Genomic DNA, 16,860 nt, shown 5'->3' on the forward strand with positions numbered 1-16,860 from the left:
GGACGACCGGCGCGCGCCTACTGACGCAGCACCGAAAGTCTGCTGAGGAGGATCCGCCCACCCCAGGGCGGCGGCAGCGCCCGCACGGCCCGCAACAGCCGGGCCCGCACCTCGGCGGCGGCGTCACCGCTGCGGCGCAGCAGCGGACCGGCGACCAGCAGCACCAGCGTCCAGCCGGCCAGCACGGCCAGACAGACCGCCATCGGGTCCATCCCGTCGGCAGCCGCAGGATCCGCGGTCACCCGCTCCCCCACCGGCTGGTGCGCCGCCATCACCTGGACACCGTGCCTACCGTGGCCCCCGTGGCCACCGCTCGGATGCCCGAGCGTGTGCATCGTCACGATGCCGAGCAGCAACGCCCCGAGCAGCACCAGCCGCAGCACCCCGGGCAGCGGAGCACCGTACGACCGCTGCTGCGCCATGGCCCCGCCTCCCGTCCACCACCGACCGCCCGCTTACCCCCGCAGGGTATACCGAACGACGGCCGGGCTGCCGTCACACCCTCTCCCTACGCCCATCGAAATCCGTTAGCATACGTCGCTGGTTTTCGAACACATGGACCGGCAAACGGCTGGTCCAACTGCATGGGGGGCATGCATGGCAGTTCCTGACGCGGGCTTGGAGTTCAAGGTCAAGCCGGGTGAACTGGACGGCTGCGGCCAGAGCGCGCAGCACATGGGAGTCTGTTGGGCGACGACATCGAACGGTCGGACCTGATGGTCGCCTCGGCCAACGACGCCAACAAGAAAGCCGGTGACAAGGCCACGACCTCGTCAATCACCTGGGTTGGCTACGACGCGCCGCAGTCAATCGTCCCAGAAGCCGCAGTCGACATCTTCGCCCGGGGCGCCGAGGATAAACTGCACAGCTTCGAGACGGGACTCCGCGCCACGCACGAAGGCAAGCCGTCCAACAACACCATCCTCGGCCACAGCTACGGCACCACAGTCGTCGGCTACACCCTGCGCGACAAGGGCCTACCAGTAGACAACGTTGTTTTGATCGCCAGCCCGGGCGCTGGCGTCGAACACGCCCGTGACCTGGGCGTCGCCCCGTCCCACGTCTTCGCGGCACAGGGCGACATCGACAGAATCAAGAACGCGCCTCCTGAGAGCTGGGAGGGATTCGCAAGCAACCTCGACAACAACATCGGCTCCACACTCGGTATCGTCGGCAATCCTGACCATCATCTTTCCTTCGGCCGCGACCCAAGCGTCCCGCAGTTCGGCGCACAAATAATCCCCACCGGTCCCGGGACAGATCACTCCGCCTACTGGAATCAGCGCTCTCCGTCTCTTGTCGCAATGGGCCAGATCATCGCAGGAAAGCCGATCTAATGATCCTCACCATGCGCACCTTCGCGGCACCTTCGCTGGCAAAAAGGTCTATAACCGCAACCGTGCTGGCCATCACGACGCTCGCATTGAGTTCCTGTGGCGTGGATACGCTCGAAGAACGCTCCAAGCCCACGATCACCCTGGACCAGGCCAAGAAACAGATCGACAGCTACCTCGCGGACATCCTGGCAAAACTGCCGGTCAAGCCCACATCACTGCCAGCCGCATTCAGTGATCTGGAGTGTGAAGCCAATGACATCGGTCCACACGGAAGGACAGAGACCAGCCGAGGATTCGATTTCGGCGACATCGCTTCCGCACCCCGAGCCGAAACCGTCGCCACATTCCGCACCCTCCTGACCAAACAAGGCTTCCAGCCAGTAGCGGACCCGCCCGACTACCACCGCGATTGGGTCAAACTCAAGAACCCCGCGAACAGCTTCGTCGCCGTCCTGGACGGAACTTCCGATGCGAGCCGAAACGTCTCCTTGAGCGTCGTCTCCCCCTGCGTCTGGCCGAACGGCACCCCGCCGGCCTGAGCTGCCCGCCCGACCTGGGATCTCATTCGGGGCCGTACCTTCCAGGAGGTGCGGCCCCTGCGCGTCCGAGTGGTCCCCGTTCGTCGGGTTGTGTGTTAATGATCCGCTAGCATGCGTCGTCAGTTTCGATCATCACGGACCGCCCCAGCAACCGGTCCGGAACTGACGGGGGACGCCGAATGGCAGTACCTGACGCGGGCTTGCAGTCCGAGGTCAAGCCGGGCGAACTGGACGGGGGCTCCCCGTCCCTCATCGGCACGGGGCAGGCCGTCACCGGGGCGCCACGGGTCGCGATCATGCTGGCCCTGGCGGCCGTCACGGCGCTGGCTCTCAACGCCTGCGGGGCGAACACCGTGCAGGAGCGGTCGAAACCCACGATCACGCTCGATGCAGCCAAGAAGCAGATCGACGGCTACCTCACGGACACCCTGGCCGCACTGCCGGTCAAGCCCACGAAGAGCCCCGGGGATTTCAGCGACCTGGAGTGCGACGCCAACGACATCGGCCCGCACGGCCGGACGCAGAGCCGCCGGGAGTACGACTTCGGCGACGTCCCTCCCGAGCGCAAGGCCGAGGCCGCAAAGGCCTTCCGCGAGTTCCTGACCGGCCGCGGCTTCGAGCCGGATCCGGACGCCGCCGGTTCACGGTCCGACTGGATCAGGCTGAGGAACCCCAAGGACGGCTTCCTGGCCACCCTGGACGGGGTCTCCGACTCCAGTCACGACCTCTCCCTCCGGGTGGGCTCCCCCTGCGTCTGGCCCGACGGCACGCCGCCGGCCTGAGCCCGGATCTCGTTCGGGGCCGCACCTCACCCGAACGCGCCCGCCTCGAACGCGCCGGAGCCGGACCGACCCGGTTCCGGGCGGCGGCAGGACTCCGGGCCGCCCGGAGCCTTGCCGCCGCCCGCGGCCGGGCGCATCCTGGGGCCCACCCGTCGTACCGGGAGGGGGAAGGGGACACGATGAGACGCCGCCTCGGGGCGCTCTGTTCGACGCTGGCACTGGTGACGGCACTCGGCCCGGCCACCGCCTGCGACCCGGCCCTCGACCCCGGCACCTTCCGCCACCCGGTGCCGCTCCCCGAGGCCGCCCCGCCCTCCGCCCAGTGGATCGCGGACCTCGTGGGCGGGCTCAACCTGCCGCCGAAGTGCCCGAAACCGACCCTGGCGACCATGGTGGTCCTCGACACCGACGGGCAGACCCGGGCCGTGGCCCTCTGGCTGCCGGACAACCTCGACGTCTGCTACGCCGTCATCAACCACGCGGGCGTGACGCCCACCACCGTCTGGTTCGCCGCCGTCGCCGACCTCCTCCCCCGCACCCCGATGCCCACCGACACCACGGCGGGCGTCGACTCCTACGCCGTCACGGCCTACCGCGGCCAGGTGGGCGAGATCACGGTCTCCGGCGACCCGGACCACCTGGTCAGCCCCGTCCGGCGCCGCACCCTCGACCTCGGCGCCGGTGACCTCGTCACCTTCGCCGCCTACCACTACCGGATCCCCCCGACCGGCCGCCCGCTCACCCTCACCCTCTGCACCCCCACCGGTGCCTGCCGCGACTCACACTGAGCACCCGTCAGCTCAGCGCGCACCGAACCGGGACGGTCCAGTGACCATCCTGTTCCAAAGCCCCCGACGCACCCCCGAAGAACGCCCCCTAAGGGAGTGAACGCGCACGCCAGAGGGCATGGCAGGTCGTGGCAGTCAGTCCGTCGAGCGTGAGAAGGTAACGCGCATGAAGCCCATCAATTTCGTCCTCAACGTCATCTGGCTGCTCTTCTGCGGCATCTGGATGGCCATCGGGTACGTCGTGGCCGGAGTCATCTGCTGCGTGCTGATCGTGACCATCCCGTTCGGCATCGCCTCGTTCCGGATCGCCGGCTTCATACTGTGGCCGTTCGGGCGGACCACCGTCGAGCGGCCGGACGCCGGGGCGGCGTCCTGCGTCGGCAACGTGATCTGGTTCGTGTTCGCCGGGTGGTGGCTGGCGATCGCGCACCTGGTGACCAGCATTCCGCTGTTCCTGTCGATCATCGGGATCCCCTTCGGGTGGGCCAACCTCAAGATGATCCCGATCTCGCTGATGCCGCTCGGCCGCGAGATCGTCTCCACCGACCAGGAGTGGGGCGCGCGGTACTGAGGCGCGCGGCGAACGGTTGCGGCCCGTCCCCGGGGAAGGAGGCGGGCCGCGGGCGTTCCCGGGGTCAGAGGCCGAGGATGCGGAGCGCCTGTTCGCGCATCTCGACCTTGCGGATCTTGCCGGTGACGGTCATCGGGAACTCGTCGACCACGTGCACGTAGCGCGGGACCTTGAAGTGGGCCAGCCGCCCGGTGCAGTAGGCGGCCACGGCCTCGGCGGTGAGCGGCTCGGCGCCCTCGCGCATCCGGATCCAGGCCATCAGCTCCTCGCCGTACTTGGGGTCGGGGACGCCGATCACCTGGACGTCGAGGACGTCGGGGTGGGTGTAGAGGAACTCCTCGATCTCGCGCGGGTAGAGGTTCTCCCCGCCGCGGATGACCATGTCCTTGATCCGGCCGGTGATGGCGAGGTAGCCGTCGGCGTCCATCACCGCGAGGTCCCCGGTGTGCATCCAGCGGGCCGCGTCCACGGCCTCGGCGGTGCGCTCGGGCTCGTCCCAGTAGCCGAGCATGACGGAGTAGCCGCGGGTGCACAGCTCGCCGGGCTCGCCGCGCGGGACGGTACGGCCGGTGACCGGGTCGACGACCTTGACCTCCAGGTGGGGGCCGACCCGGCCGACGGTGGAGACCCGGCGCTCGACCGGGTCGTCGGTGCGGGTCTGGGTGGAGACCGGCGAGGTCTCGGTCATGCCGTAGCAGATGGACACCTCCGCCATGCCCATCCGCTCGATGACCTCCTTCATCACCTCGGCCGGGCAGGGCGAGCCGGCCATGATGCCGGTGCGCAGGCTGCCCAGGTCGTAGCGGGCGAAGTCCGGGTCGGCGAGTTCGGCGATGAACATGGTCGGCACGCCGTACAGCGAGGTGCAGCGCTCGGCGGCGACGGCGGCCAGGGTGGCTCCGGGCTCGAAGGAGGGGGCCGGGATGACCACGCAGGCGCCGTGCGAGGTGGCCGCCAGGTTGCCCATGACCATGCCGAAGCAGTGGTAGAAGGGCACCGGGACGCAGATCCGGTCCTGCTCGGTGTAGTCGAGCAACTCGCCCACGAAGTAACCGTTGTTGAGGATGTTGTGGTGCGAGAGGGTGGCGCCCTTGGGGAAGCCGGTGGTGCCCGAGGTGTACTGGATGTTGATCGGGTCGTCGGGGGCCAGCTCGCCCTGCCGGGCGGCCAGCGGGGCCGGGTCGGCGGCGCGGCCGGAGGCCAGCAGCTCGTCCCAGGCGGGGCTGCCGAGCAGCAGGACCCGCTCCAACGCGGCGCAGCGGGGCCGGACTTCGCCGATCATCCCGGCGTAGTCCGAGGTCTTGAAGCGCTCGGCGGCGACCAGCAGCCGGATCCCGGCCTGGTTCAGCACGTACTCCAACTCGTGCGCCCGGTAGGCGGGGTTGACGGTGACCAGGACCGCGCCGAGCTTGGCGGTGGCGTACTGGGTGAGCATCCACTCCGCGCAGTTGGGGGCCCAGATGCCGACCCGGTCGCCCTTGGCGATGCCGAGCTCCAGCAGGCCGAGGGCCAGCGCGTCGACGTCGGCGGCGAGTTGGGCGTACGTCCAGCGGCGGCCGGTGGGGCGGTCGACCAGGGCGTCGCGGTCGGGGAAGGCCCGCACCGCGCGGTCGAGGTTCTCGCCGATGGTGTCGCCGAGCAGCGGGACGTCCGAGGTCCCGGAGGCGTAGCTGCGCTGGGCGGGCGGTGTCGGCACGGGCGGGCTCCTGGGTGCGGCGGTGCGGGACAGGGGACCATGCTGGCGCTCCCGGGCCCGCGCCGCCACCCCCGAACGGGGGTACCGGCACGGCGCCGGGGCCGCCCGTCGGTTTCGACGGACGGCCCCGGCGCGCGGGTCAGGCGTTGATGCAGGTGTTGCCGAACGCCGGGTTGAGGACGCTGATGATGCCGATCGAGTTGCCGCAGATGTTGGCCTCGAGGTTGATCGGGATCTGGATCTGGTTGCCGGAGAGCACACCGGGCGAACCGAAGGCGACACCGTTCGCGGTCGCGCCGCCGGCGGCGGCGGTGCCGGCACCGGCGAGGACGGCCACCGCGGCGAGCGCGGTGGCGGCGAGGGTGGTGCGAATACGCATTGCGTCACTCCTTGAGAGGGTGGCAGAACTCCGTGTGACGATCACACTCGCACCGATCGAACTCGACGGCAGGCCGGAAGCGTCCGAATTGGTCACTCAGAGGGCGTGTCGCCCTCCCGCCGACCCTCCCGCCGCTCCGCTCCCGGCCCGCCGACCGCGGACACGCTCAGTGATCCCAGCAGCTCCCGGGCCGGTTCCAGCCCCGGTTCGGCCTCCAGTGCCCGGTGCAGCAGGCCGAGCGCGAGCGCCTCCTCCCCCGCCGCCAGCGCCGCCAGGGCCCGGTTGTAGTCGATCCGACCGGCGTAACGCAGGCGGAACAGCACGCCCAGGTCCTCCCGGCAGGACGGGCAGGCCAGCGACCGCCGGTCCGCCGGAACCTTGCACAGCGGGCAGCGGACCTCCAGCGCGTCGGGTACGCCGGGCACACCGGGCACGTCGCCTACGCCGGGCACGTCGCGTACGCCGGGTACCTCGGGCACGCCGGGCACGTCAGCCGCGCCAGCCGCCTCGGACACCTCAGGAGTGGTCATCGCGGACCGGCCTCCTCCGGGCGCACCGGGCCGAGCGACTCGGCGGCCGGCTCGCTGCCCAGCTCCCGCTGCGCCTGCGCGTACAGCGCCAGCAGGTTCGACATGTGGGTGTTGACCGCTTCCATGTTGGGCGCCTCCACCGCCTCGTCCAGGCCGCGCAGCTCCGCCATGATCCGCTGCCCGAGGGCCGGCGAGACCATGTTCTGGTTGACGTAGACGTTGCACATGGTGAGCATGCGGAAGGTGTGGCCGAGCGAGTCGCACAGCTCGTCCGCCTTCTGGGCCGCGCGCATCGCGCCCTCCCAGTCGGCCGCCTCCCGGCGCAGCCGCAGCTCGGCGGCCACCGAGCGCAGCCGGTCCAGGTCGCTCGGGTCCAGGTGCTTCTCGCAGTAGTGGATGAACAGGCTCAGGTAGGCCTCCGAGCCGCGCACCCAGCGCTGCGCCTTGAGCTGGCGCTGCGCCCGCTCCAGCGCCTCGTCCACCGACTGGCCGCGGGTCTGCCCGGCCGCCAGGTCGTCCAGGGCGTCCATCAGCCGCTGCGCCTCGCGCATCTCGGCCTCGGTGAGCTCGCCGCCCCAGCGGTCGGTGAAGGACTCGATCTGCCGCTGCTGCTCCTCGACCTGCACCTTCAACTCGGGGTCGAGGGTGACCCGCTCCAGCTTGACGGTCTTCTCGGCGCCGCCCTGGATCCGCACCGACAGGGTGATGGTGCGGTCGCGGTCCAGGCCGAAGGAGACCTCCACCGGGGTGCGGCCGCCGAGGCCCTCGGGCAGCCGGAGGGTGAGGTGGCCGATCAGCTCGTTCTGCTGGGCGATCTCGTGCTCGCCCTCGTAGACGGCGATCTCCAGGCGCTGGCGGCCGCTGCCGGAGACCACGAACTCCCGGCTGACCGGCGAACTGGTCGGGTAGCTGGTGTTCTTGGGGATCATGACGGCCAGCCGGCCGTCGTTGAGCTCGATGCCGAGGTTCTTCGGGGTGATGTCGAACGGGTTGGTGACCTGCATCAACTCGCCGCAGCCCGAACAGACTTCGCTACCTGGCGGGTTGACGGTGGCACAGGAGGCGCAGCGCAGGCCGACGTCCTCGGCGGCGGTGGAGGACACCTTGGTGTGGCCCGGGGCTGCCGAGTTGAGCGGCTCACCGCACAGTTCGCAGGCGGTGACGCCGGGGGCGGCCGGGGTGCCGCACTGCGGGCAGTTGTCGGCGCGCAGCACGGTGGTGGCCTGGGACTGCTGCGGGATCGTCGCGCCGGAGCCGACCGGACCGGACCCGGCCGAACCGCCGGCGGCCGAACCATCCATCTCCTGGGCGCACTTGGGGCAGGCCGGCGCCCCGGCCTCGACCGGGATGTGGCAGGTCGGGCAGGAGACCCGGTCGCCGCCGAGCAGGGAGGTCGCGCAGTTGGCGCAGTTGGAGGCCGAGAGGTCCCCGGGGGCCCGGCACTCCGGGCACTCCACCTCGCCGACCAGGGCGGACTGCACGGCCGCGCCGAGCGCCACGCACTGCATCGGGTTGACGCCGCGCTTGATCCGGCGGGTGCCGAACACCTCGCCGAGGCGCCGCTCGACCAGCGGGATCGCCGTCGAACCGCCGACCAGCACCACCTCGTCGATGTCCCCGACGGTCAGGTTGGCCTGCATGATCGCCTTGTGGGTCAGCTCGATGGTCCGCTCGATCTGGGCCTCGATCAGCTCCTCGAAGCGGGCGCGCTCGAACTCCGTCTCCAGCACCAGCTGTCCGGCGCCCAGGCCGGGCAGGATCACCTCGGAGGACTGCTGGTTGGACAGCTCGATCTTGACCGTCTCGGCCGTGGAGGCGATCTTCGGGCGGTCCCGGAGGTCCGGCTGGTAGTCGGAGCCGTACTCCTCGCGGATGTCCTCCAGCAGTGCGGTGGTGATCGCCCGGTCGAAGTCGTCGCCGCCGAGCAGGTTGTCTCCCTCGATGCCGAGCACCGAGACCGAACCGGGCACCAGCAGCAGGATGGAGATGTCGAAGGTGCCGCCGCCGAGGTCGTACACCAGGACGGTGCGGCCCTCGTCCCCGGCGTCGCTCGCCAGACCGTACGCGAGCGCGGCGGCGGTCGGCTCGTTGATGATCCGCAGCACGTGCAGGCCGGCCATCCGGCCCGCCTCCTGGGTGGCGGCCACCTGCCGCTCGCCGAAGTACGCGGGGACGGTGATCACCGCCCGGTGGAAGGGCTCCCCGAGGCGCTGCTCGGCGTCCTGCTTGAGCCGGTGCAGGATGATCGCGGAGATCTCGATCGGGGTGTAGGAGCGGCCGTTGAACCAGACGTTGACGTCGCCGTCGGTGCCCGCGGTGACCTTGTAGTCGACCTCCTTGAGCGCCGCCTGGACCTGCGGGTCCTTGAACTTGCGGCCCATGAAGCGCTTGACCGAGCGGATCACGTTGGCGCCGTCGATGGCGATCCGGCTGCGCGCGGTCGAACCGACCAGCAGCTCGCCCTTGCGGCCGCTGCCGACCACGGAGGGCGTGGCCTCCTGGTTCTGCCGGTTGAAGATGATCTCCGGCGCGCCCCGGCGCAGGTGGGCCACCACGGAGTTGGTGGTGCCCAGGTCGATGCCGAGTGTGCGGTACATGTCGTTCCCCTCTTGCCCCTCGTGGTCCTGGCTACTTCTTGCGCTTGGCGCGCTTGGCCGGCCGGCCCGTCGCCCTGGCGTGCCGACGGGCCCGGGGCGGAACCGGCCTGGCCGGGGCCTCGCCGGGCTCGACGGGGTCGCCGGGGTCGACGAGCTCACCGGGCTCGACGGGGTCGGTTGCGACGGGCTCCGCCGCGACGGCCGCCGGCTCGACGATCTCGGGCTCCTCGCGCTCCTCGGGCTCCTCGGGCTTGAGCGCCACGATCCGCGGATCCTCGACCGGCCCCGTCCCCGGCGCCGACTCCGGTGCGGCGACGACCACTTGGGCCCGGCGCAGCACCTCCTGCTCCCAGAAGAACCCGGTCACCACCGTCTGCAGCACCGTCTCCGGCGCCACCCCCGGCCGCACCTCGGTGCCGACGATCTCGGTCAGCGCCGGGTCCGCCGCCAGCCCCTCCAGCCGCATCGGCCGCACCCCGGCCTTGGCGAGCCGGCCGAGCAGCCGCCGGCGGGTCGCCTCCAGCCCGGCACCGCGCCCGAGCGCCACCAGCTCGCGGTCCAGCCCGAGGGCGGCCAGCGCGTCGTCCACCTCGACCAGGACGCCCAGCAGTTCCCGCTGCTCGGCCCGGGCCTGCTGCTTCTGCTCGGTCAGCTTGTTGCCCAGCAGCGAGGAGCGGAACAGCAGTTGGGTGAACTTGGCCTCCAGGTCGACGGCCTCCGCACCCGGCGGAACCTCCAGCGGCCGGTGGCCGTCGAGCAGGGCTGCGGTCGACCCGGCCGGTGCGGTCGGCCCGGACGGCACAGTCGGTGCGGTCGGTGCGATCGGTGCGGTCGGTGCGTCGGTCATTCGGGGACCTCGATCTGGGGCAGCACGGACAGGTCGGCCGCGTAGCGGGCGGGGACGGGCGGTTCGGGGTCGGCGCCGCCGGGGGCGGGCTCGGCGAAGTCGGCGGCGGCCTCGGCCCGGTGCAGGGCGAGCAGGTCCGCGGCGGGCGGGAGGCCGGGGCGCTCGATCACCAGCAGCGGCTCGGCGAGCGCGGGGGCGAGCAACTCGGCGGCCTGGTCGACCGGTTCGGGCGGAAGCGGCTGTTGGAGGTCCACCTCCAGGCGCCGGTCCGGGTTGCGCAGCAGGGCCGCGGCGTCCTGGATCTGCTGGCGGTTGTACCGGCCCGCCTTGAGCGCCTTCCCGACCGAGAGGTTGATCTCGCGCACCCCGGCCGTGGGCGGGATGCCCAGGACCTCGTACGGCGACGGTTCGTGCAGTGGCATGACGGGCGGTCTCTCTCCTCACGGTCCGGACGGGGAAGGGGGGTTGGGGTGGCGGGCTGGGTGACGGGGGTCGGTGGCTGGTGCGGACGGTGGCCGGGCGGGCGGTGGCGAACGGGTGTACGGGTGCACGGGTGCACGGGCTACGACGGCGCCGGCCGCCCGGCGGTTGCCGGTTCGGTCAGTAGCGGCGGCCGAGTTTGTTGATCCGGTCCGCCAGGGCGCGCAGTTCGCGGTCGTGGGGATTGTGCTGGAGGGCCATTTCCATCGCCCCCTGGGCCTCCAGGTGGTTGCCGGCATTGGCCCGGGCAACGGCGAACGAGCTGAGGACGATGCCGAGTTCGCTCTTGAGCTTGGCGGTGTCCTCCGGCGAGGCGGCGAGTTCGAGCGCCTCGCGCAGCAGGTTGATCGCCTCGACGTAGCGGCGCTCCTCGTAGAACGAGATCGCCCGGCCGCGCCAGACGCTGACCATCAGCCCGCGGATGTCGGGCGAGTCGTCGTAGGACCTGGCCTTCTGGAGCATCGCGGCCTGGGCCTGGAAGGTGCTGTTCTGCATGTGGTCGATGACGTGGTTCGCGAGCAGCACCGAGATCCGGCGGCCCGCCTCGCGCCCGGCATCGCCCTCCCAGTCCGGGTCCCAGACCAGCGCCTCCAGCATCCGGCCGAGGGCGCGGGCGCTGTCGTCGGCGAAGGCGGCGGAGCGGGCCAGTTGGCGCAGCACGAAGGCGAGGCCCCGGCGGTTCTCGGGGTCGTCGTCGAGCTCGATCAGGCGCCTCCACGTGCCGACGGCCTCCTCGAGTTCCGCGTCGGAGGCGTCCACCCGGCTGAGCTCACCGGCCCGGTTGCCGAGGGCGGCGCGGAGGAAGTGCCGGGCGGTCGGGTCGCCGGGGGCGAGCTCGGCGCTCTTGGCCAGCAGTTCCAGGGCGCGCAGGTAGTCCTTCTCCTCGTTGTTGATCTTGCGGGCCCACTGGGCGTAGGTCGCGCCGAGGTCGCCGCGCACCTCCGGGTCGTCCGGGGCCAGCGCGAGGGCCTTCTCCAGCAGTCCGGCCGCGCCCTCCTGGTCGTCCACGCTGCTCTTCAACAGGGCGCGGGCGGCCCGGACCCCGGACTCGGCGGCGACCCGGGCCACGTCGGCGGGCAGCACCAGGTCGGGGACGGTCCGGGCCCGGGTGAGGCAGTCGAGCGCCTCCCGCCAGTCCTGGTTGCGGTGGTGCTCCCGGGCCTGGCTGACCAGGGCCGCGCCGAGCAGCGACTGCCAGGCGGCGCCGCGCTCGCCGTCGGGAACCGCGTCCAGCGCGGCGACGGCGGCCGCCTGACGGCCCTGGAGGTGCAGGTACTGCTGCGGGCCGAGCGCGCCGAACAGGCTGAGGGCGCGGCCGAGCGCGGGCCCGGAGGTGGCCCCGGGGCCGCGCCGCCAGGCGCCGACGGCCTGCTGGTAGGCCTCGCCCCAGCCGGGCAGCTCGGCGCGGAGCAGTCGGTCCAGGCCGGGGCCGAGGACCAGTCGGCGGGCGGGGCGGCCGGGCAGGGATATTCGGACGTCCTCCTGGGCGAAGGCGTCCGCGGCGTGGGACTCCATGCCCAGGCGCAGCGTCCACGCGGTGGTCTCGTCACCGCTGCGGCCGGCGGCCCGGTCGAGGGCGCGCAGGTCCTCGCGGAGGCGGTCGCTGAGCGCGGTGCGGGCGGCGGCGGTCCGCTGGGGGTCGGCCTCGCGGCCGGTGATCCGGGCGGTCTCGGCCCAGAGTTCCTCGCGGTGCAGGGCGGCGACCAGGCAGCCGAGCGTCCAGGCCCAGACCTGCTCGTCGGCGGCCTCGGCCGAGGCCTCGGCGGGGGCTCCTTCCGCCGTCGGCCGGGTGGAGGCCGCGAAGCGGTAGCCCGCCAGCCCGAGGGCGTGCAGCAGCCGGGGGTGGGCCGGGTCGTCGAGCAGCAGCGCGCGGTAGGCCCGGTAGGCCTCGCCGTGGCGGCCCTCGACGGCGTGCTGGTGGGCCTCGTGCTCGCCGAGCAGCACCAGCGCGGCGGCCGCCTGCGGGTGGCCGGGCGCGAGGGCGAGGGCCCGGCGCAGGTCGCCGGCCGCCCGGCCGGGCTGCTCGGCGGCGAGTGCGGCGCCGGCCCGGCGGACCAGGACGGCCGCCCGGGCCGCGCCGGCCTCCTCCGGCAGGTCGGCCAGGGCCTCGTCGAGGCGGCCGAGTTCGGCCCGCAGCAGGGCGAGGTCGAGCCGTACGGGCGCGGCGTCGGCGCCGTCGCCGAGCGCCTCGGCCCAGGCGGCCAGGACGGGTTCGGCCTGTTCGGGGGTGCCGGCCCGGCGGGCGCAGTCCAGGACGGCGCGCAGGGCGGGGCCGGTGCAGTGGGTGCAGCGGGGCGAGCCGGATCCGGCCGGGGCGTGCAGGTGCTCGGCGCAGGCCTCCCGGCCGCAGCCGCCGCAGGCGCCGGTGGCGGGGCGGGTGCAGGCCGCGCAGTCGCCGACCGGGTCGGCGCCGGGACCAGAGGCGGGGTCGCCCGCGGGGGCGGTCAGGAAGTGCCGGTACCAGTCCAGCGCGGCGGCCCAGTTGCCCGCCCGTTCGGCGAGCAGGGCGCGCAGCCGGGCGAGCGCCGGGTCGCCGGCCGGGTCGGGGTCGAGCGGGCCGAGCAGGGCGATGGTCTGCACCGGACGGCCCGCCAGCAGGGCGGCGGCGGCCAGGTGGTAGCGGTCGCGGAGCCCGGCCGTCGGGTCGAGCAGCGCGGTGACCCGCTCGGTGGCGCCCTCGGCGAGGGCGAGCGCGGCGCGCAGCCGGGACTGCCGGTGGGTGAGGGCGCCAGGCAGGGTGTCGGCCAGCGCGAGCGCGGCGGTGGCGGCCTCCCGGGTCGCGGCGTGATCCCGGCCGGTGACCAGCAGGTGGGCGGCCTCGCGCAGGGCGGCCTCGCGCAGCGCGGACCGGTAGCCGGGGGCACCGGGGTGTTCGGCGGCGGCCCGCTGCCACAGTTCGCGGGCGGCGGCCGGGTCGGTGGCCAGCCGGGTGCGGGCGAGCCGGTCGCGGGCCAGGGCCTGGCGGACGTGCAGTTCGGGGTCGTCCAGGGGTTCCCAGCGGGCGAGGGCGGCGGCCGGGTCGCCGGTGCGGGCGAGGGCGAGGCCGTGGTGGTAGGCGGCGATCCGGCTCCAGCGGGAGTCGGGTTCGGTGTCGGCCTCGGCGCGCAGCAGCGGCTCGGCCTCGGCGGCCCGGTCGGCGGCGGTCAGGGCGGCGCCGAGCCGGATCCTGGCGGGGCGCCAGTCGGGGGCGAGGCCGAGGCCGGTGCGGTAGTCGGCGGCGGCCTCGGCGTGCCGCTGGGCCCGTTCGTGGACCAGGGCGAGGCCGAACCGGGCCGGGGCGAAGGTGGGTTGGACGGTGAGTGCGGCGGTGAACTGCTCCCGGGCCTGGTCGTCGGCGCCGAGCAGCAGGGCGAGCCGGCCGAGGGCGTAGCGCGGGCGCGGGTCGCCGGGGGTCTCGGTGGCGGCGGCCGCGAGGTCGGCCCAGGCGGCGTCGGTGTCGCCGAGCCGCTGCCGGGCGAGGCCGCGGAAGAGCAGGCTGTCGGTGCGCAGGAGCGGGCCGCGGCCCCAGGGGCCGGGGTCGCCGGGGCCTCGGCGCAGGGCCTCGTCGAAGGCGGCGACGGCGGGTTCGTCCCGGTGCGCGGTGAACAGCTGGGCGCCCCAGCGGAACCAGAGTTCGGCGCTGCCGCCGGGGGCCGTGGCGGCGAGCAGCGGTTCGGCCTGCTCGGTGCGGCCGGTGGCGTTCAGCAGGGCGGCCCGGGCGAGGACCGGCCAGTCCTGGCCGGGCAGGGCGGCGAGGGCCTGGTCGGTGGCGTGGTCGCGCTGCTCGGGGGTGCCCTCGCGGCAGCGGCGCTGGAGCCACTGCACGGTGCGGGCGGCGGTGTCGGTGTCCTCGCCGGGTTCGGTGCCGGTGGCGGCGGCCCGGAGGTAGGCGAGGACCGGGCCGAGGTCGCCGTCCGGGGCCTGCGTCCGCTCCTCGGCGAGCCGGCGCAGGCTCCACCGGGGCAGTTGCCGGGCCGGGTCGGTGAGCAGCGGGAAGGCCTCGCGGAACAGGGCGAGGGTGGCCTGCTGGTCGCCGGTGGGGATGGTGGCCTCGGCCTGGCCGAGCAGGGCGAGGCCGCGCTGGGTGCGCAGTTCGGCGGGCCCGGTGGCGAGTCGGCGGGCGAGCCGGGCGTAGCGGCGGCGGGCCTGCGGGGCCTTCCCGGCGGCGAGTTGTCCGGCGGCCGTGGCCAGGGCCTTGGCAACTCCGGCCGGGTCCAGAGTGGTTCGCCTGCGGGCGAGCACGACGGCGGCCGCCCCGGCCAGTGCCACCACGATCAGCAGCACCGCAAGTTGCAGCATGCACCGTCCCCCTGTGCCTTGAGGCCGTCCTACTTCATGATCAACATTCCCCGTACGATCATGAGTTGACGTTGTTTTGTGATGTTGCTCGGGCGCCCATCAGAATAGGCCCTCCTCCGGGCAGACGAACAGAAATGCGCACTATCCTGAGCAGCGCGCAGGCCGTACGGCAGTCGCGCGTCCGCAGCGGTGAGGAAGCGTCGGGGGTTGCGTGTCAGAGTCTCGTTGGGTACCCGGGCTCCGCTTCGGGCCCGAGTTCGACCCCGAACAGTACGAACTGCTGGAGTTCCACCACCGGGGCGGCGAGGCCGAGGTGTGGCGGGCGGTGCGCACCGGGCACAACGGGATCAAGGAACTCGTCGCCGCGAAGATCATGCTGGAGCGCGACCCGTCCGAGGTGCGGCGCTGGCTCGGCCGCTGGGACGACGTCTCGCACAACGCCCACCGGCTCGGCATCACCGACCTGGTGGTGCCCAGCTTCCTGCTCGGCCCCTCCCCGCACCGGCCCGGCGCGGTGCCCTCCGGCGGGCTGCTCGGCTACCAGATCTCGCCCTGGGTCGACGGCGTGCCGCTGCACACCTGGGCCCGCAGCCAGCGCGGCGGTCCGGCCGCGGTGGCCGAGGTGCTGGCCCGGCTGTGCCGGATCGTCGACGAGCTGCACCGCAAGCGCTGGGTGCACCGCGACATCTCCCCCGCCAACGTACTGGTGGACGGTCAGGGCCTGGTCAAGCTGATCGACCTGACCTTCCTCGCCCCGCTCGACCACACCCTGACCGTCGCGGTGTTCACCCCCGGGCACGTACCGCCGGAGGCCGAGCAGGTCGGCGGCTTCCCCACCACCGCCAAGGACCTCTTCGCGGTCGGCACCCTCGCCCGCACCCTGCTGCTGCCCGACCACGGCCGACTCGACCACCGGCTCGCCGCCGAACAGGCCCGCGCCGAACTGCTGGCGGCCGGCTACGGCGAGGAACTGGCCCGCTGGGCCTGCGAACCGCTCGCCCGCGAGCCCGACCGGCGCCCCACCCCGCTCGGCCCCTGGGTCGCCCGCGGCCGCGAACTGCTGCGCGCCCACCGCCCGGTGGCACGCACCGCGGGCCTGGCCGTACTCCCGGACCGGGCCGGCCGGCCGCTGGTGGTCACGGCCGGCGCCGACGGCACCGCGCTGGCCGGCCCCGGGCGCACCGGCCACCGGCTGCCCGCCGGCCAGGGGCCCGGTGCCGTACGGGAGTTGGCGGCGGGCTGGGCCGGGCGCCAGGGCGAGCTGGTGGTCTGCGCCGAGGACCGCTCCGGCACCCTGTGGGTCGGCACCGCGGCCGGCTGGTGGGAGGCCGCCCGCGGGGTCAGCGGCCTGGCCGGGGCGGTCGGCGCGGCCGGGGAGCTGACCGTCTGGACCGCCGCCGCCGGCGCCCTGCGCTCCTACCGCTGGGCCCCCGGCCTCACCCTCACCGGCCAGGAACACCCCGGCTGCCCCGCCGACCGGGTGCTCGCCGCCGAGGAGGAACGGCCCGGCGCCTGGCTGGTCCTGGTCGAGCACCGCGACCGCGTGCTCAGCTGGCGGCCGGGCTCCGGCGAACCGCCCGTCCCGCTCGGCCCGCCCGGCACCCTGCGCGCCGGGGCGCTGGCCCGCGCCTCCGCCGGACCGCAGGCCGCCACCCTGCGGACGGACGGCTCCGCCCAGCTGCACACCCTGGGCGCGGCGACGGCCGGCACCGAGATCGGCGACGGGGAGCCCTCGCTCGGCATCGCCATGGTCGGCCACCGCGGCGGCCCCACCGTCGCCCTGGCGGGCGCGGGCGGCGTACGGCTGCGTCTGCCGGCCGGCGGGGCCTCCCGGCGTCCGCGCTGGTGGCGGCCGACGCTGCGTCCCGCCACCCGGGTCGCCCTCGCCATGGGGGACGACTGGCGGCTGTGCCTGGCGGCCGTGGTGGAGGGCGAGTTGCAGGTCTGGCAGGAGGACGCGGCCTACCGCTGGCAGGCGGTGGAGCTGCCGGAGGGGCCGTAGGGCCCGCCTTCAACTCCCGCCTGCCCGGCGGCCG

The 16,860-nt window shown here is 73.6% G+C and carries 14 protein-coding genes; 6 read left to right on the top strand and 8 right to left on the bottom strand.

Translation table 11 applies throughout. The features are described 5' to 3' along the window. Positions 1–17 precede the first annotated feature (17 nt). The gene (locus tag ACIQWA_RS26490) at positions 18–422 is read right to left on the bottom strand and encodes a DUF6153 family protein (protein ID WP_402486654.1); all 405 of its coding nucleotides are present in this window, start codon (positions 420–422) and stop codon (positions 18–20) included. 264 nt (positions 423–686) lie between these two features. Here ACIQWA_RS26490 and ACIQWA_RS26495 point away from each other — a divergent pair, with 264 nt between their 5' ends. The 5 genes from ACIQWA_RS26495 to ACIQWA_RS26515 all read left to right on the top strand — a co-directional run bounded on the left by ACIQWA_RS26495 (position 687) and on the right by ACIQWA_RS26515 (position 4,017). After that, a complete protein-coding gene (locus ACIQWA_RS26495; protein ID WP_402486657.1) occupies positions 687–1,337 on the top strand; it encodes an alpha/beta hydrolase in 651 nt (216 codons plus the stop codon). Further along, a complete protein-coding gene (locus ACIQWA_RS26500) occupies positions 1,337–1,876 on the top strand; it encodes a hypothetical protein (RefSeq protein ID WP_402486659.1) in 540 nt (179 codons plus the stop codon). The genes ACIQWA_RS26495 and ACIQWA_RS26500 overlap by 1 nt, the downstream gene beginning before the upstream one ends. A 179-nt stretch (positions 1,877–2,055) precedes the next feature. Next, the gene (locus ACIQWA_RS26505) at positions 2,056–2,658 is read left to right on the top strand and encodes a hypothetical protein (protein WP_402486662.1); all 603 of its coding nucleotides are present in this window, start codon (positions 2,056–2,058) and stop codon (positions 2,656–2,658) included. Positions 2,659–2,837: 179 nt separating this feature from the next. Then, positions 2,838–3,446 carry a hypothetical protein gene (locus ACIQWA_RS26510; protein WP_402486664.1) on the top strand — a complete coding sequence of 203 codons (609 nt, stop codon included), beginning with the start codon at positions 2,838–2,840 and terminating at the stop codon, positions 3,444–3,446. A gap of 166 nt (positions 3,447–3,612) precedes the next feature. Further along, positions 3,613–4,017 (top strand): YccF domain-containing protein, encoded by a 405-nt coding sequence (locus ACIQWA_RS26515; RefSeq protein ID WP_402486667.1) that lies wholly within the window; start codon positions 3,613–3,615, stop codon positions 4,015–4,017. Positions 4,018–4,081: 64 nt separating this feature from the next. Here the strand turns inward: ACIQWA_RS26515 and ACIQWA_RS26520 are convergent, their stop codons facing one another. From ACIQWA_RS26520 to ACIQWA_RS26550, 7 genes are all read right to left on the bottom strand, one after another. Beyond that, the gene (locus tag ACIQWA_RS26520; RefSeq protein WP_402486669.1) at positions 4,082–5,713 is read right to left on the bottom strand and encodes an AMP-binding protein; all 1,632 of its coding nucleotides are present in this window, start codon (positions 5,711–5,713) and stop codon (positions 4,082–4,084) included. Positions 5,714–5,852: 139 nt separating this feature from the next. Further along, entirely contained in the window at positions 5,853–6,092 is a 240-nt protein-coding gene (locus ACIQWA_RS26525) for a chaplin (protein WP_360243245.1), read from the bottom strand. 92 nt (positions 6,093–6,184) lie between these two features. Continuing rightward, entirely contained in the window at positions 6,185–6,622 is a 438-nt protein-coding gene (locus ACIQWA_RS26530) for a hypothetical protein (RefSeq protein ID WP_402486673.1), read from the bottom strand. Then, positions 6,619–9,219, bottom strand: a complete 2,601-nt coding sequence (locus ACIQWA_RS26535) for an Hsp70 family protein (RefSeq protein ID WP_402486676.1) — start codon at positions 9,217–9,219, stop codon at positions 6,619–6,621. The genes ACIQWA_RS26530 and ACIQWA_RS26535 overlap by 4 nt, the downstream gene beginning before the upstream one ends. 31 nt (positions 9,220–9,250) lie before the next feature. After that, on the bottom strand, positions 9,251–10,066 hold the full coding sequence (locus tag ACIQWA_RS26540; RefSeq protein WP_402486679.1) for a nucleotide exchange factor GrpE: 816 nt from the start codon (positions 10,064–10,066) through the stop codon (positions 9,251–9,253). Further along, a complete protein-coding gene (locus tag ACIQWA_RS26545; RefSeq protein ID WP_360243257.1) occupies positions 10,063–10,488 on the bottom strand; it encodes a hypothetical protein in 426 nt (141 codons plus the stop codon). The genes ACIQWA_RS26540 and ACIQWA_RS26545 overlap by 4 nt, the downstream gene beginning before the upstream one ends. Before the next feature lie 178 nt (positions 10,489–10,666). Next, positions 10,667–14,824, bottom strand: a complete 4,158-nt coding sequence (locus ACIQWA_RS26550; RefSeq protein WP_402486682.1) for a hypothetical protein — start codon at positions 14,822–14,824, stop codon at positions 10,667–10,669. 211 nt (positions 14,825–15,035) lie between these two features. On the opposite strand from ACIQWA_RS26550, the gene ACIQWA_RS26555 reads away from it, so the two are divergent. After that, positions 15,036–16,826: a hypothetical protein gene (locus ACIQWA_RS26555; RefSeq protein ID WP_402486684.1), complete on the top strand. Its 1,791-nt coding sequence runs from the start codon at positions 15,036–15,038 to the stop codon at positions 16,824–16,826. Positions 16,827–16,860: the final 34 nt, after the last annotated feature.

This window comes from Kitasatospora sp. NPDC098652 (assembly GCF_044760155.1).
Classification (GTDB): domain Bacteria; phylum Actinomycetota; class Actinomycetes; order Streptomycetales; family Streptomycetaceae; genus Kitasatospora.

Coding starts and splice junctions, on each gene's coding strand:
- ACIQWA_RS26505 (WP_402486662.1), top strand. CDS start 2,056: ATGGCAGTACCTGACGCGGGCTTGCAGTCCGAGGTCAAGCCGGGCGAA.
- ACIQWA_RS26490 (WP_402486654.1), bottom strand. CDS start 422: ATGGCGCAGCAGCGGTCGTACGGTGCTCCGCTGCCCGGGGTGCTGCGG.
- ACIQWA_RS26525 (WP_360243245.1), bottom strand. CDS start 6,092: ATGCGTATTCGCACCACCCTCGCCGCCACCGCGCTCGCCGCGGTGGCC.
- ACIQWA_RS26535 (WP_402486676.1), bottom strand. CDS start 9,219: ATGTACCGCACACTCGGCATCGACCTGGGCACCACCAACTCCGTGGTG.
- ACIQWA_RS26515 (WP_402486667.1), top strand. CDS start 3,613: ATGAAGCCCATCAATTTCGTCCTCAACGTCATCTGGCTGCTCTTCTGC.
- ACIQWA_RS26510 (WP_402486664.1), top strand. CDS start 2,838: ATGAGACGCCGCCTCGGGGCGCTCTGTTCGACGCTGGCACTGGTGACG.
- ACIQWA_RS26500 (WP_402486659.1), top strand. CDS start 1,337: ATGATCCTCACCATGCGCACCTTCGCGGCACCTTCGCTGGCAAAAAGG.
- ACIQWA_RS26545 (WP_360243257.1), bottom strand. CDS start 10,488: ATGCCACTGCACGAACCGTCGCCGTACGAGGTCCTGGGCATCCCGCCC.
- ACIQWA_RS26550 (WP_402486682.1), bottom strand. CDS start 14,824: ATGCTGCAACTTGCGGTGCTGCTGATCGTGGTGGCACTGGCCGGGGCG.
- ACIQWA_RS26540 (WP_402486679.1), bottom strand. CDS start 10,066: ATGACCGACGCACCGACCGCACCGATCGCACCGACCGCACCGACTGTG.
- ACIQWA_RS26530 (WP_402486673.1), bottom strand. CDS start 6,622: ATGACCACTCCTGAGGTGTCCGAGGCGGCTGGCGCGGCTGACGTGCCC.